A 14494-nucleotide genomic window follows, 5' to 3' on the forward strand; every position below is an offset into this window, starting at 1 on the left:
GGGAACCGCGATTACGGTGCTACGGCCGCCTGGATCAGGGGGAAAGACAGGGAATGTCACTGATAAATCGCCCCTCGACCGGCACGCTTGCGATGATCCACACCGTTCCGGGGCTGATCCCGGTGTTCGAATCACTGGCGCGGCTCGACCTGCCCGGCTGGGCGACGTTCAACACGCTGGACGAAAGCCTGCTGCGCATCACGATCCGCGAAGGCACGCTGTCGGCGTTGACGATGCGCCGGCTGACTTGCATGGTCTGGTCGGCCGTGGACGCGGGCGCGGATGCGGTCGTCGTTACGTGTTCGTCGCTTGGTCCGGCGGTTGAGGCTGCACGCCCGCTGTGCCCGGTGCCGCTGTTCCGCATCGACGAAGGCATGGCGATCGAGGCAGTCGGAACCGGGCAGCGCATCGGGGTGCTGGCCACGCTGCGCACCACGCTTGACCCGACGACCGATCTGATCCGACGCACTGCCGCCCGCCTTGGACACGACTGCGCCATCACCAGCGTCGTGTCCGACGGCGCCTTTGAACGGCTGTCGCAGGGCGACACCGAAGGGCATGACCGCATAGTGGCGCAAAGCCTGCGCGATCTTGCCCCGCAGGTGGATGTGATTCTGCTGGCCCAAGCCTCTGTGGCGCGGGTGCTGCCATCGGTGCGGGGCGCGATGGGCGCCCTGCCCGTCCTGACCAGCCCCGAAATCGGGATGCGCCATCTGCGCAGGGCCTTGATCGCTTAACCAACTGAAATGGAAGAAAGAAATGGAATATAGAACACTTGGCCGCTCTGGCCTGAAGGTGTCTGTCCTGACGATGGGAACCTTTACGTTTGGCGGCACCGGCCCCTTTGCGATGGTGGGCCAGCAGGGCGTGCAAGACGCGCTCCGCCTTGTTGACCTGTGCATCGATGCGGGCGTCAACCTGTTCGACACCTCGAACATGTATTCGAACGGCCTGTCAGAGGAAATTCTGGGTGAGGTGCTGGACGGGCGGCGCGACCAGGTGCTGATTTCGTCCAAGGCGCGGATGCGCACAGGTACCGGACCCAACGACGAAGGCGCATCGCGCTTTCACCTGATCCGTGAATGCGAACGCAGCCTCAAGCGCCTGCGCACCGATCACATCGACATCTACTACATCCACGAATGGGACGGCGCCACTCCTGTCGAAGAAAAGATGGCCGCGCTGGATACGCTCGTCCAGCAGGGCAAGGTGCGTTACATCGGCTGCTCAAATTATTCCGGCTGGCACATCATGAAGTCGCTTGCCGTCAGCGACCGCGACCGCCGCCCGCGCTTTGTCACCCAACAGATCCACTACACGCTCGAGGCGCGCGAGGCGGAATACGAGTTGCTGCCGATTTCCGTCGATCAGGGGCTTGGCGTTCTGGTCTGGAGCCCACTTGCCGCCGGCCTGCTGTCGGGAAAGCACCGGCGCGGTGTGGCCACCCCGGAAGGTTCGCGTCAGTTCGCGGGCTGGACGGAGCCGCCGATCCGCGACATGGAAAAGCTGTGGAACATCGTCGATGTGCTGGTGGAAATCGGCGATGCGCGCGGCGTGTCGGCGGCACAGGTGGCACTGGCTTGGCTGCTGGAGCGCCCAGGCGTATCTTCGCTGGTGATCGGGGGCCGGAACGAGGCGCAGTTCCGCGACAATTTTGCCGCCGTCAGCCTGCGCCTGTCGGATGAGGAACGCGCCCGCCTGACGGCGGTCAGCACGATTCCGCTGATCTATCCCTATTGGCACCAACGCAACTTTGCCAGGGATCGTTTCTGCGAGGCCGATCTGGCGCTGCACCGAGACTTTGCCGAAGGCTGAAAAGGTTGCGCCCGGAGTACACACCGGGCGCATTCACTTTAGCGCAGAGCGGTCACCCAGCCCAAACCGGCCACGGTTTCGCCCGCAGGGCGGTATTCGCAGCCCACGAAACCGCCATACCTCAGCGCATCCAGTTCTCGCAAAATGCGGGCGTCGTCCAACTCTCCCGTGCCCGGTTCGTTGCGCAGGGGCACGGCGGCGATCTGCACATGCCCGATGATCGACATCAGCTTGCGCAGGCCGGTCAGCACATCGCCGTGGATGATCTGGCGGTGGTATATGTCGAATTGCAGCTTGAGGTTGGGCAGACCCATCTCGGCGATCAGGTCGGCTGCCTGATTGAAATCGTTTAGGAAATAACCCGGCATGTCGCGCGGGTTGATCGGTTCGATCAGCACGTCAAGCCCCGCCGCCCCCGCAGCGTCGCACAGATGAGCCAGCGACGCGCGATAGGTTTTCTGCGCTATCGGGTCTGCCCTGTCGGCAAGCCCGCTCATGACATGGACGCGGCCCACGCCGGTCGCCGCCGCATAGGCAAGCGCCGTCTGGACCGAAGCGCGAAAGTCGTCCTGCCGATCCGGCAGGGCCGCAAGCCCACGCTCGCCCGCGTCCCAGTTTCCCGGCGGCAGGTTGAACAGCGCCTGCGTCAGGCCGTTCCGGTGCAAGGCATCAGCGATGCGGCGCGCATCGAATGCATAAGGGAACAGGTATTCGACCGCGTCGAAGCCGGCACTGGCGGCAGCGGCGAAGCGATCCATGAACCCGACCTCGTTGAACATCATGGTCAGGTTTGCGGCAAGACGCGGCACGATCAGCCCTCCATTCCCGGCAGTTGCAGCCCGGCGATGCCCGCGATCATCCGCGCGACCGAGGCGTCGTCGTCGCGGCCCATGCCGGCGGCAGCCGTCATCACGAACATCTGCAACGCCATCGAGGCGATCGGCGTTGGGAACTTCATCCCCCGCCCGATATCGGCCACGATTCCCAAATCCTTGGTAAAGATATCGATGGCGCTGCGCGGCGCGTAGTCGCCATCAAGGATGTGCGGAACGCGGTTTTCGAACATCCAGGAACTACCCGCCGATGCGACTATCACCTCGTAAACCCTGGCGAGATCCAGATCCATCGCCTTGGCGAAGGTGATCGCCTCGCAGGCGACGGCGATATGAACACCGGCCAGCAGCTGGTTCACGATCTTGAACGCAGCCCCCGTCCCGGCCTTTTCTCCCAGCTCGTAGACCTTGGCTGCGATGCAATCCAGAACCGGTCGGGCGTGTGCAAAGGCGGCGGCCGCGCCCGATGCCATGATGGTCAGTTCGCCCGACGCGGCGCGCGTCGCACCACCGCTGACCGGCGCGTCGATGTAATTCAAGCCCAGCGCTTCGGCACGGACCGCGAAATCACGGGCGGCATCGGGGGACATGGTCGCGCAGGACAGTATCGTGCCGCCCGTGGCCATCGCGGCGGCCGCGCCGGCAGGACTGTAAAGCACCGTTTCGGTCTGCGCGGCGTTCACGACAAGGCAGATGGCGAAATCCGCGTCTTTGGCTGCCGCACCCGGGCTGTCGGCGGTCTTGCCGCCAAGGGCCGAAAACTGCGCCATCGCGTCTACGCTTACGTCAAACCCCACGATATCGAAGCCATCGCGTAGCAACGAGGCGGCCACCCCGAACCCCATCGACCCCAAGCCAATGACGCAGACTTTCAGGCCGGACTTGCTGTTCATGTCAGAACCTCGGTTTCAGGATGTTTTGGCACGGGTGCCGCTGAGTTTTGGCTTGATCTTTTGTTGATAACATACGAATGATAGCGCTGTCATCATTAGCCTAAAACTGGAACGAAAAGCAAGACCCTCCGGCGGTGGCGGGTCAGACGTAGCAGGGTTCGCGAAATGCCCTGCCCGACGACCGCCCCCGAACAACGACCGGAAGGGTGCAGCCCTTCGCAGAGAAAAGGACCAGAATCTTGTTGATTGGCGCAGTTGCAGACGACATCACCGGTGCCACCGATCTGTGCCTGATGTTGTCGCGCGAGGGTCTGCGGACGGTTCAGGTCATGGGTGTTCCCTCGCCGGATGCCACGTTGCCGGATGCCGATGCGGTTGTCATTGCGTTGAAATCACGGTCAATTCCTGCAGATGATGCCGTGGCGATATCGATTTCTGCCGCCCGCGTGCTACTGGGACAGGGGACGCAGCAGATCCTGTTCAAGTACTGCTCGACCTTCGATTCAACCGACGACGGCAATATCGGCCCGGTGGCCGAAGCGCTGATGGAAGAGATGGGCGCGGAGTTCACCATCGCCTGCCCGTCCTTTCCCGCGGCGGGGCGCACGACCTACAAGGGACATCTTTTTGTCGGCAGCCAGTTGCTGTCGGACAGCCCACTTAAAGATCATCCGCTGAACCCGATGCACGATTCCGACCTCGTCCGTGTGCTGTCGCGGCAGACAGCGCTGCCAGTGGGACTGGTGGACATCAATACCATCTGGCAGGGTGCCGACGCCGTGCGCGCAGCGTTTGCCCAGCAGCACGCGACGGGAAAGCGCATCCTGATCCTCGATACGCTCGCCGATGCCGATTTGCGCACCATCGGTGCCGCCTGCGCCGACATGAAGCTGGTTACCGGCGGATCGGGCATTGCCCTTGGTCTGGCCGCGAATTTCGTGCAAGCGGGCAAGGTGGCTCCCCGCCCCGCAATGACCCGGATGCCCGCACCTGCGGGCCGCGCCGTCATACTGGCAGGTTCCTGTTCGGTGGCGACCCGTGGCCAGATCGCGGCAGCACAGGCCGCTGGCTTACCCACGCTAGCGTTGGATGTCGCGGCCCTTGCCAACGGTCGTCAGACCGCCGCGCAGGTGGCGGAATGGGCGATCAGCCAGCCCGAAACCACAACACCCGTGATCTATTCCAGTGCCGACCCAGAGACGCTGCAAGCCATCCAGCAGCGCATGGGCCAGCACGAGTCCGGCGCGCTGGTTGAAGGGTTGCTGGCCCGTACCGCGGCCCTGCTGCGGGATGCGGGGTTCCGCCGGTTCCTGATCGCGGGTGGGGAAACATCCGGCGCCGTCGTCGCCTCGCTCGGTGTGACGATGCTGGAAATCGGCCCCGAGATCGACCCCGGCGTCCCATGGACCCGCAGCATCGGTACGCCCAACTTGGCGCTTGCGCTGAAATCCGGCAACTTCGGCGCGCCCGATTTCTTTCTGAAAGCCTGGGGCCTGCTTGAGTTGGATCCTGCACATGTCTGATGAAACCCGCGCCCGGGATGAAATTTGCCGCGTAGGTGCCTCGCTCTTCGATCGCGGGCTGACGGCAGGGTCAAGCGGCAACATCTCGGTCAAGCTGCCCGATGGCGGCTGGCTGATGACGCCGACCAACGTGTCGATGGGGTCGCTCGACCCGGCACGCCTGTCGCGGTTCGATGCGCAGGGGCGCCTGTTGTCGGGCGACGCGCCGACGAAAGAGGCGTTTCTGCATTTTTCGATGTATGACGAGCGCGCTGACGCGGGGGCTGTGGTGCATCTGCATTCCAGCCATGCCACCGCTGTCAGCATCCTTCGCGACGTCGATCCGCAGGATGTACTGCCCGCCCTGACCGCCTATTACGTGATGCGGGTCGGCCGCCTGCCGCTGGTGCCCTATTTCGCGCCCGGCGACCCCGATCTTGCCCATGCGGTCAAGGCCCTTGCCAGCCGCCACCATGCGGTCCTGCTGGCCAATCACGGCCCCGTCGTGGCTGGCACTACGCTGGCCAATGCCCAATACGCCACCGAAGAGCTGGAAGAGACGGCCAAGCTTTTCCTGATGTTGCAAAACCACGTCGTGCGCTCGCTGACCCCTGAACAGGTGGCCGACCTGCGCGTGCGCTTCAACCTTCCCTAACATTGCGAAGATCGGACAGACAATGACACAGACAAACGAGAAGATCGGCTTCATCGGCATCGGACTGATGGGCCAGGGTATGGCGAAGAACATCCTCGAAAAGGGCTTTCCGCTGACCGTGGTCGCGCACCGCAACCGCGCACCGGTCGATGACCTTGTATCGCGGGGCGCGGTCGAGGCGGCATCGTTGGAGGAGATGGCCCGCAGTTGTACGATCATCTTCCTGTGCCTGACCGGATCGCCCGAAGTGGCTGCGACTATTATGGCGCTGAAGCCCGGCCTTCAGGCGGGCAGCGTGATCGTTGATTGTTCCACTAGCGATCCGACGGTGACCCAGCGCATCGCGGTGGAGCTGGCCGCGATCGGCGTGCATTTCGCCGATGCTCCCCTTAGCCGCACCCCGAAAGAGGCATGGGCGGGAACGCTCGATTGCATGGTTGGGGCCGAGGTCGACATCTTCGACCGGGTCCAGCCAGTTGTTGCGACATGGGCTGCCAAGATTGTGCATATCGGAGGGGTCGGCGATGGCCACCGGATGAAGCTTTTGAACAACTTCCTGTCGCTTGGCTATGCCGCGCTTTATTCCGAGGCGCTCGCGCTGTCGCGTAAAGTCGGCATCCCGGTGACCGAGTTCGACAAGGTGATCCGCGGCGGGCGTATGGATTGCGGTTTCTACCAAACCTTCATGGGCTATGCGCTAGAGGGCAACCGCGAAGCACATAAGTTTAGCCTCAGCAACGCCTACAAGGACATGCGTTACGTCGAATCGATGGCGAATGCCGCGACGGTGACCACGACAATGGCCAGCGCCGTGAAGAATTCTTTCGCAGTGGCGATGGCGAATGGCGGGAACGGGGCCGCTGATTACGTGCCCCACTTGTCCGATTTCATCGCGCGGGCAAACGGGATCGAATAACCGTGCGGCCACAACCGCCCAAACTGCGGTGCGGCTGGCTCTTTTGGTCGAATGTCCGCCAATCGTGGGTAGTGTGCTGAGAGTTCTGCAAATTCGTTGAGAGAGGGCGGTCATGGCAGGCTGGTGATGTTCAACGTCACCTGATTCCCGCGAAGGAACGCCACCATGACCAAGACTGAAAGTAAGACCGCCAGCGCCGCCGTCAAAGACATTCTGCTTTCGAACCCAGAGCGTCTGCACGAAGTGATACGTGCGGCGGAACTCGTGCCCCGCTAGGCGGTAACAACAGAGGCGAGCCTGACGCGCCGGTCCTAGTACCTTCCGTCGACAGCGCGAGTCCGTTGCGTGTGGGCCTGCGCTCAAGCGCCGATTCCCACCCTGTGAGTGTCTCTCCGTTGATCCGGGGGATCAACCTTCGCGCTCGCCCGCTGGCGCGGATGCCAGCGAGCGATTGGCGCGGAGAGATATCATTTCCTGTTGTTGAAAATGGCCAACTTACTGAAATAGGGGGCGGCAGTGCTAACCAACGCCCCCATTTGGACCTCAGTTCCGGCAGTCGGGGCTGACTGGGTCGTATGCTCTCGGGCTGACCCCGAGGCACTTGGACGTTGAAACGGCACCAGCGTTCCCGTTGGATCCTGTCTGGGAGGGATCCACCAGTGTCTTTGAAACGAATGAATGTTGACTCTTGACCGCACCCGGAGGCTCGAAGTCACCATTGTCGGCACGAAGGCTGTGGACGAAGTTTGACTCGATCGCCAACGAAGGTGCCGTGAGCATGAATAATGCAGACATAGCTACGATGATCTTATACATATTTTAGCTCCTTTGGTAGTATATTTATGGCATCACAAGTTTTGTGATGAGAACGAAATTGGCTGAGTTTCGAACACCAACATCCTCTTTGGACTCTGATCTTGGTCATTCCCATCAGAGCTGTCCGGTAGAGAGGCTACATTGCCTGTTCTCATATTTCTTGTACGCCACCCGCAAAATATGTATGTGAGCGAATTCACAAGAGGTTGCTAATATGACCAAGAGCGCTTCGGGCAAGTTCTCCGCCTTCGGGCTGAAAGGTCAGGTTGATCGCTTCCTGGGCTGCGACAGCCATGCTGTGGCGGCTGCGAAAGCGCCATTGCTGTAATTCGACCGCCAGCTAAGTTTGGCATGCCACATCGACATGCGCCGTGTGCTGCCACTTGGTGTGGTAAGGCCCCATTCATCGTTTCGCCGCCCGGGCGCTCGCGTGATGGGGCTGCGGGCATATCCAGATAGCGGCCGTAGCGTACGGGCCTTGCCAATTGGAGGGCTGATAATCCGAACGAACTTTGTGCCGGCCGATTGGTGCACGCCGGCTGATCGCTTTGTTCGACGTCAACGCGGTTTCGTCGGGGGAAGCGGTCACCGTCAGCCCGGTTCGAGACAGAACCAGTGCGATGGCTCCCTCAGCTTGGCGAAACCGGAGCCGCCAAGTTTGCTGCATCCAGAGTAGTCGCAGACGCAGTTGTCAATCAGGTGGTCATCACGCAATCGATCGCGCCCTGAGATGGTTAAATCATAAGAGGCGCCTGTATGCCTCCCAATCCCAGGACCACGCTCTGCGAAACACGCGAAACCCTTCATATGCTGCGAAAGGCTGTTTTCGTACGCGGCGGTCCCGGCGCTGGCAGGCAGGGGATCAGCGGCGCCGAGATCGAGCAAGAAATCGGCGGCGTCTATGAGGCGATCCTCGATGCGATCGTCCGTCATGAAGCAGACATGCCTGAATAGGATCTGGCATGGGTAGCGCTACACCCGGATGACCGCAGCGAGCTTAAGGTGCAGCCTCTGGCTCTCCGCGAAGGCCAGCGCGACAGGTTCCAGCTCGAAGGAGTAGGTGCGTTCTTCGTCGTCCTCGACTACGCGAACGAACCATTCATCGTCGGCCTCAATCAGTTCAACTCGGGTCCCTAAAAGGCCACCATAGCTCTCCAGATAAGCACGCACATAGCTTTGGGGATAAGGCACTGTTTTCCTCCCATGTAGCGAAACGGAACTATGTAATGATACCCTTCCTCCTTCAATAAACTGTGACGTAGCTCTCACTGGACAGGAGTACATTGGAAAGGGGAGAAGACAGAAAGGTTGAGAAGCTCGCATAGCCGACTATAAACATCGACTCGCTTGGCGTGCACACATCCGGGTACGCCGAAAAGTCCGTCGGTCAAAAGTCGACCAGCGGCGTGTCCACGATCTGGTGCTCGAACAGCAGCCAGAACGGCGATCCCCGGGATTCGGCGTACCAATGCTCAAAAATCGCAAGGGCCTCGCCAATATTGGTGGCGGGTTCGTCCTCGGGCGGCTCTGCGGCCTGGAACAGCACAAGCGCAACGGGACCAAAATGCGTGATCACTTCCGTGCGCGCCTCGCTGTCCGCATTCCAGCCGAGCCGCAAGCGCAGGACGGCCAAAGCGCTGGCCACGGCGATCTCTTCGCTTTCGGCCGAGGCCACGGCGTCAGAGATCGCCTGCATGAGATTGAGCCGCCTGAAGGCGAAAGCGCGCTCCTGCTCCAGCGCCGCGATTTGATTGGCCGCTTGCCGCCGGAAGTTTGCTTCGGTTGACCTGGCGGTCTCAGCCGTCATTTTCAGGTCGTGCAGAAAGGAAGCTGTTGGGTTCATGCTGGCTACTCATGAGGATGGCGGAAGAGAGTGGGAGTCGAACCCACCAGAGACCGACTCGCGGCCCCTCCCGGATTTGAAGTCCGGACGCCCCACCGGGGACGATGCTCCTCCAGATATTTCCGTGATCGGCGGTTCATGACTGGCTTCCGGGCGAAACAGGTCCAGCCTGTGCCTGTTCAGGCGGCGCAAGTCTCCCCGCCGCAGTGTCACGCCGTGACGATCGAGAAATTCGAGGATATGGATGGCTACCTTGCGTCCGCTGCCCACGCGATCACGAAATTGAGCAGCGGTGAACTGCTCTGTGGGCATCGACGCAGCGAGGTCGCACGCAATCTCCACGATCTGCGCCAAGGCCACGCGCTGGAAGAAGTGGTCATGAGCGACCTCATGGACCTTCCCCATGCGGCCGGCAAGCTTCAGAAGCCGCCGGATTTCCGTCTCCGGCGCGGCCAGCACCTCGGCAATATCCCACACTCTAGGCGGATGGAATCGGTCACGTCCGCCGATGAGAGGCTGGATTTGCTGCCAGAGCGTCTCATCCTTCGCCGTCAGGCGCGCCTCATGGCCGGGCAGCCGCACCCAGGCGCCATCCAGGGCAACTTCTCCAGCGTGCGAAAGGCTCCGCAGAACTGCCATGAAAGAGGGGGCCGGCAGACGTGGATCAAGCCCAATACGCAATCTCTCCATTGCCACGCCCGGCAAATCCGGATTGTCGGCATGGAAGGTCTCCAGGGTCGCGGCCAAGTCGCGCTTGAATCGCAACCAGCGCTCGGGCGACAGCACGAGAATCGTTTCTCCGACGGCAAAACGGACCAGCCCGAGCTGATCGATCAGACCTTCCGTCTCGCAGTCACTAAGCGCCCTGTCGCGCGCGAAAGCCTTCAGGTCGAAATAGCGGGGCGGCGCATCGAGGAGTGCGGCGGCGGCCAGTTCGGGCGCCGATAGCGCATGCGCATCGAGTTGGATCAGCCGTTCCGGTGTACGGCGCTTGCGGCTCGGCGCCCGCAAATCGAGAAAATGTCCGCCGCCGATGGTTCGCTGCGCGGAGGTGTCGCGCACCACGTAAACGTCGCCGGCGGCGGCTGCGATCGGACTGTCCAGCACCAATTGAACCTTGGCCGTGCCGCCGGGCCCGATCGGTTCGTCGCCGAGAAGTACGATGCGTGCCCCGACCTCCGTCGCGGCATGATGGAGCCGCACTGGAAACCATTGTGAAATCGTCTTGGGCTCTCCCGGCAGAACGCGAAGGCTTGCATCGATCCGGTCCGACGGCGCGTGAAGCTTCGGATCGACAATCACGTCGCCGCGCCGGATCGCCTCCTTGGAAACCTTTTCGCCGGTCAGATTGAGCGCGCAGCGGTCTCCCGCGCGGCCACGTTCGGCCGGCTGGTTCTGGGCATGGATCGATCGAACCCGTGCAAGCAATCCCGACGGGCTTACGACCACGTTGTCCCCAAAACCGACAGAACCCGAAAGCACGGTGCCCGTCACGACGGTGCCCACGCCGCGCAATGTGAACGAGCGATCCACCGCCAGTCGAAAACGGCCCGAATCTGCACGCCGGGCAAGATGCGACGCCTCCTCGAACAAGAGACACTTGAGTTCATCGATACCTTCGCCTGTAACGATCGAGACGGGAATCAGGTGGGCCTCGGCAAGCATCGTCCCGGCAAGCACCGAGCGGATATCGCTCGCCACCGCAGTGCGACGCTCGGCACCGGCCAGATCGCATTTCGTGAGCAGGACGGCGCCGCGCTTGACACCGAGCAGATCGACGATGGCGAGATGCTCCCGGGTTTGCGGCATGACGCCGTCGTCGGCGGCCACCACGAGCAACACGAAGTCGATGCCGCTGGCGCCGGCGAGCATCGTGTGCACGAAACGCTCGTGCCCGGGAACATCGACGAAACCGATGCTATCCCCACCCGGCACCTGCAGATAGGCGAAGCCGAGATCGATCGTCATGCCGCGTGTCTTTTCCTCCTGCAAACGATCGGTGTCTATACCGGTCAGCGCATGCACCAGCGCAGTTTTGCCATGATCGACATGTCCCGCCGTGCCAACGATCATGATGCGGTCTCCGGCAACGGCGCGGCGGCGCGACGCTCGGCCTCGCCGGCATCGCCCGCGCTCAATTCGGCCCGCACAGCAGCCAGATAGCGGCTGGCAAGGGCGCTGCCGCCTGCCTGGGCACGCAGGAGCCAAACCAGCGCCTCGACCGCGTCGGCCGGCACGCCCGTGCCAAGATGGCAGGCGGCGCCGAGCATTGCCTGCCCTTCGGCGTCTCCGCGCATGGCAGCACGGCGCCACCAGCGGACAGCCTCGTCCGGATCGCGCGGCACGCCGAGCGCATTGTGATAAAGCATGCCGATCCGGGTCATCGCGGATGCGATGCCCTGATCGGCCGCGGCAAGCGCCCAGCGTCGCGCCTCGCCGACATCGGGAGCCATCACTTCGCCCTCCAGCAGCATCCAGCTCAGCATATCCTGCGCCGGTCCGTCGCCAGTTTCCGCTGCGGCCTGATAGAGCTCGGCCGCCCTGCGAAAGTCCTGCTGGACGCCTTCGCCGCGGAAATAGAGCGACGCCAGGTTCCTTTGCCCGACAGGATCTCCTGCCTCGGCGGCGAGCGTCAGCCAGCGAAAGGCCAGATCCGCATCACGCTCGACGCCGAGCCCTCCGGCGAAGCAGGCGCCGATATTGTTCTGAGCGCGGGCAACGCCCCGGTGAGCCAGCGGCTCCCATATGGAGAGAGCCACGGCATGATCGCCTCGCCGCGCGGCTTCGAGGGCCTCGGCCATGCGTGCAGCCACAGGCGTCTCAGCTGGCCGGCGCGCAAGGCGGTCAAGCCAGCGCATCGGTTCCTCCCGGATTTAAGCCGGCTAGATTGGCGATGAAGTTCGCCTCGTCTTCCAGGCAGCGCAAATCGAGCACGAGCGCCTGGTTTTCGATGCGCCCGATCACGGGGACGCCCAGCCCACGCAGCGCAGCCGCAAGCGCTTCGAGCGCCCGGCCGCTCCCTGAGCGCGGCTTGAGAGCAAGCCCGGCACTTGGCACAGTTTCAAGCGGCAGCGCGCCGGATCCGACCTGGCTCCGGCACTCCACCGTGTCGACCGCAAAGGCTTCGCCCACTGCGCCAGCAACCAGGGGAGCAAGGCGCTTTGCCTGCGCTGCAATCTCCCTCACCGAGCGCGAGAGCAGCCTTAGCGTCGGCAGGCGCTCAGCCAGGCGGTCGGGGTCGCGATAGAGCTTCAACGTCGCCTCGAGCGCGGCCAGACGAAGCTTGTCGACCCTGAGCGCCCGCTTCATCGGGTTGCGGCTGATCGCGGCGAGCAGGTCCCTGCGGCCGACGATGAACCCCGCTTGCGGACCGCCAAGCAGCTTGTCGCCGGAGAATGTGACGAGATCGGCGCCGTTGGCGACGGCCTCGCGCACGGTCGGCTCGCGCCCAAGGCCGTAGCGGGCTAGATCGACCAGCGTGCCCGAACCGAGATCATGGACCAGCGGTATCCCATGCGCCTTCGCGATTGAAGCGAGCTCGGGTGCCCGGATCTCGGCCGTGAATCCTTCGACCCGGTAGTTCGACGTGTGCACCTTGAGGATGAGCCCGGTCTCCGGGCCAATCGCCGCGACATAGTCTTTGCGATGCGTGCGGTTGGTGGTGCCGACCTCGACAAGCTTGGCGCCGGCGCGTGTCATGATCTCCGGCATACGGAAAGAGCCGCCGATCTCGATCAACTCGCCTCGCGAAACGATCGCTTCGCGACCGAGCGCCAGCGTGTTGAGGACGAGAAGGACGGCAGCCGCGTTGTTGTTGACGACGGTTGCATCCTCGGCTCCGGTCAGCTCGCGGACCAGTGATCGAAGATGATCGTCGCGTTCACCGCGCTCGCCTTTCTCGACATCGAATTCGAGGGCCACCGCCTCGCGCATCGCAAGGCGAACAGCCTCCATCGCCTCTTCCGCGAGGAGGGCTCGTCCCAGATTGGTATGCAGCACTGTCCCGGTCAGGTTGAACACGGGGCGCAGGGAAGAGCGTTCGCCGTCCCTGAGCTGCACGAGTGCGTCGCCGGCAAGATCGTTTGCCTCCGGCACGACGGCTCCGGCATTGCGGGAGGCCATTCGTGCATCGGCGACGACTCGGCGAATGGCCTCCGTCGCGGCCTGCCGTCCGAAGCGCTCGATTGCGGCCGCCGCCAGCGGGGTCCCCAGCACTTGGTCGACCGACGGAAGATTGCGCAAAGGGTTTGCGGATGAAGCGGTCATCGTATCCTCAATAGCCAACAAGGAACGGATTGAACGATCCGCGGCGATGGCCGCCCTCGCGGACGAGCAGGTCGAGGCCGAGCGTCGCCACGTCGTCGGCTACCGGATCGAGAGCCGGATCCTTGTGCTGGTACAGGATCTTTACATAGCAGCCGCATGCATCGCAGGTCTCGGCCTTGACCGTGCCAGGGCCTCCCTCGATTTCCTGATAGCCTATCCCCTTCGTCGAGCCGCACAGCGTGCATTTGATACGGACGTGGTTCCACAATGTTCCACACAGCGCGCAGACGCAGAACCGCGCCCCGTGTGCGCCGTGCCAGCCGACGATGATCGAGGATACGGGCGGCCCGCCGCAGGCCGGACAGGCGCCGTCGGCGACCGGAACCAGCTTCGGGCCGTCGAGACGTGCGGCAAGGCGGGCGAAGTGAACCTGCAGCGCGGCCGCGACATAGACATGCTCGGCAAGCGCGTTCATTGGGATCGCATCGGTGAGCACATTGCGCACCATGGAGTCGACCCCGGACGCATCGGCAATCGTCAGCCGGCTCAAGGCGGCTGCGGCCGCCTCGGGTTTTTCGATCGCGGTTGCCGCTTCGAACAGGCGGGCGAGTGTCATCCCCAGCGCGGCATCTGAGGTGAATTGGTTGCGATCGAGCGGCGGCATACCGAAGGTTCGTGCGCGCTCGCGCGCCTCCGCGGTCGGCAATTCGACATCCGGCAAGCCGTCCTGGATTCGGTGCTGCGCACCGGTCAGTGCAGCGAGGAAGCGGAGATAAAGGCCGAGCTGATGGTCATCCGCCAACGCCTCCAATCGCTCGGAGCGGTGAATGAACAAGGTCTGCGGATCAGGCAGGCGCGCAAACGGCGGGGCCGAGACCTCGCCGATTACAGTCGGATCAGGGCGCGACGGATCTTGTTGCCTTGGCATTTCAACCTCACGAACCTCACGGGCCAC

General features: G+C 63.0%; 13 protein-coding genes, 1 tRNA gene and 1 pseudogene. 5 read left to right on the forward strand and 10 right to left on the reverse strand.

Annotation, left to right across the window (positions count from 1 at the left end; all coding sequences use genetic code 11):
• Window positions 1-92: 92 nt before the first annotated feature.
• The gene (locus EN859_RS15825; RefSeq protein WP_245525588.1) at window positions 93-737 is read left to right on the forward strand and encodes an aspartate/glutamate racemase family protein; all 645 of its coding nucleotides are present in this window, start codon (window positions 93-95) and stop codon (window positions 735-737) included.
• A gap of 22 nt (window positions 738-759) precedes the next feature.
• Entirely contained in the window at window positions 760-1815 is a 1056-nt protein-coding gene (locus tag EN859_RS15830; RefSeq protein WP_127853828.1) for an aldo/keto reductase, read from the forward strand.
• A gap of 38 nt (window positions 1816-1853) precedes the next feature.
• On the opposite strand, the gene otnI is transcribed toward EN859_RS15830, so the two are convergent.
• Window positions 1854-2624: a 2-oxo-tetronate isomerase gene (gene otnI / locus EN859_RS15835; RefSeq protein ID WP_127853829.1), complete on the reverse strand. Its 771-nt coding sequence runs from the start codon at window positions 2622-2624 to the stop codon at window positions 1854-1856.
• 2 nt (window positions 2625-2626) lie between these two features.
• Window positions 2627-3541: an L-threonate dehydrogenase gene (ltnD, locus tag EN859_RS15840; protein WP_127853830.1), complete on the reverse strand. Its 915-nt coding sequence runs from the start codon at window positions 3539-3541 to the stop codon at window positions 2627-2629.
• A 239-nt stretch (window positions 3542-3780) separates the two neighbouring features.
• Here ltnD and otnK point away from each other — a divergent pair, with 239 nt between their 5' ends.
• From otnK to EN859_RS15855, 3 genes are read left to right on the forward strand one after another with little or no spacing between them, the layout of a single operon-like run.
• Window positions 3781-5064 carry a 3-oxo-tetronate kinase gene (gene otnK / locus EN859_RS15845; protein ID WP_127853831.1) on the forward strand — a complete coding sequence of 428 codons (1284 nt, stop codon included), beginning with the start codon at window positions 3781-3783 and terminating at the stop codon, window positions 5062-5064.
• Complete coding sequence (gene otnC / locus EN859_RS15850; protein WP_127853986.1) at window positions 5057-5698, forward strand: 3-oxo-tetronate 4-phosphate decarboxylase; 642 nt, start codon at window positions 5057-5059, stop codon at window positions 5696-5698. Before otnK ends, otnC begins: the two co-directional genes overlap by 8 nt.
• 22 nt (window positions 5699-5720) lie before the next feature.
• Window positions 5721-6614 (forward strand): NAD(P)-dependent oxidoreductase, encoded by an 894-nt coding sequence (locus EN859_RS15855; protein WP_127853832.1) that lies wholly within the window; start codon window positions 5721-5723, stop codon window positions 6612-6614.
• A gap of 1407 nt (window positions 6615-8021) precedes the next feature.
• Here EN859_RS15855 and EN859_RS15860 read toward each other — a convergent pair.
• The 8 genes and pseudogenes from EN859_RS15860 to fdhE form a co-directional block, all read right to left on the reverse strand.
• Complete coding sequence (locus EN859_RS15860) at window positions 8022-8363, reverse strand: hypothetical protein (RefSeq protein WP_127853833.1); 342 nt, start codon at window positions 8361-8363, stop codon at window positions 8022-8024.
• A 39-nt stretch (window positions 8364-8402) separates the two neighbouring features.
• On the reverse strand, window positions 8403-8621 hold the full coding sequence (locus EN859_RS15865; RefSeq protein ID WP_127853834.1) for a hypothetical protein: 219 nt from the start codon (window positions 8619-8621) through the stop codon (window positions 8403-8405).
• Window positions 8622-8817: 196 nt separating this feature from the next.
• Window positions 8818-9126 (reverse strand): hypothetical protein, encoded by a 309-nt coding sequence (locus tag EN859_RS15870; protein ID WP_127853835.1) that lies wholly within the window; start codon window positions 9124-9126, stop codon window positions 8818-8820.
• Window positions 9127-9291: 165 nt separating this feature from the next.
• Window positions 9292-9387: transfer RNA gene (locus tag EN859_RS37950), tRNA-Sec, on the reverse strand.
• Between the two features lie 123 nt (window positions 9388-9510).
• A pseudogene (gene selB, locus EN859_RS15875) lies at window positions 9511-11346 on the reverse strand (selenocysteine-specific translation elongation factor); the annotation flags it as partial.
• Window positions 11343-12131 (reverse strand): tetratricopeptide repeat protein, encoded by a 789-nt coding sequence (locus EN859_RS15880; protein ID WP_127853837.1) that lies wholly within the window; start codon window positions 12129-12131, stop codon window positions 11343-11345. The pseudogene selB and the gene EN859_RS15880, both read right to left, overlap by 4 nt.
• Window positions 12118-13539, reverse strand: coding sequence for an L-seryl-tRNA(Sec) selenium transferase (gene selA / locus EN859_RS15885; protein ID WP_127853838.1), 1422 nt, complete (start codon window positions 13537-13539; stop codon window positions 12118-12120). Before selA ends, EN859_RS15880 begins: the two co-directional genes overlap by 14 nt.
• Window positions 13540-13546: 7 nt before the next feature.
• Window positions 13547-14467, reverse strand: coding sequence for a formate dehydrogenase accessory protein FdhE (gene fdhE / locus EN859_RS15890; protein WP_127853839.1), 921 nt, complete (start codon window positions 14465-14467; stop codon window positions 13547-13549).
• Between the last annotated feature and the right edge of the window lie 27 nt (window positions 14468-14494).

It is taken from the genome of Mesorhizobium sp. M00.F.Ca.ET.216.01.1.1, assembly GCF_004010325.2.
Lineage (GTDB): Bacteria > Pseudomonadota > Alphaproteobacteria > Rhizobiales > Rhizobiaceae > Mesorhizobium.

Excerpts from the sequence above, each read along its gene's own strand:
- otnC (WP_127853986.1), top strand. The coding sequence starts at position 5,057 with ATGTCTGATGAAACCCGCGCCCGGGATGAAATTTGCCGCGTAGGTGCC.
- EN859_RS15825 (WP_245525588.1), top strand. The coding sequence starts at position 93 with ATGATCCACACCGTTCCGGGGCTGATCCCGGTGTTCGAATCACTGGCG.
- ltnD (WP_127853830.1), bottom strand. The coding sequence starts at position 3,541 with ATGAACAGCAAGTCCGGCCTGAAAGTCTGCGTCATTGGCTTGGGGTCG.
- EN859_RS15880 (WP_127853837.1), bottom strand. The coding sequence starts at position 12,131 with ATGCGCTGGCTTGACCGCCTTGCGCGCCGGCCAGCTGAGACGCCTGTG.
- EN859_RS15855 (WP_127853832.1), top strand. The coding sequence starts at position 5,721 with ATGACACAGACAAACGAGAAGATCGGCTTCATCGGCATCGGACTGATG.
- EN859_RS15870 (WP_127853835.1), bottom strand. The coding sequence starts at position 9,126 with ATGCAGGCGATCTCTGACGCCGTGGCCTCGGCCGAAAGCGAAGAGATC.
- selA (WP_127853838.1), bottom strand. The coding sequence starts at position 13,539 with ATGACCGCTTCATCCGCAAACCCTTTGCGCAATCTTCCGTCGGTCGAC.
- fdhE (WP_127853839.1), bottom strand. The coding sequence starts at position 14,467 with ATGCCAAGGCAACAAGATCCGTCGCGCCCTGATCCGACTGTAATCGGC.
- EN859_RS15860 (WP_127853833.1), bottom strand. The coding sequence starts at position 8,363 with ATGACGGACGATCGCATCGAGGATCGCCTCATAGACGCCGCCGATTTC.
- EN859_RS15830 (WP_127853828.1), top strand. The coding sequence starts at position 760 with ATGGAATATAGAACACTTGGCCGCTCTGGCCTGAAGGTGTCTGTCCTG.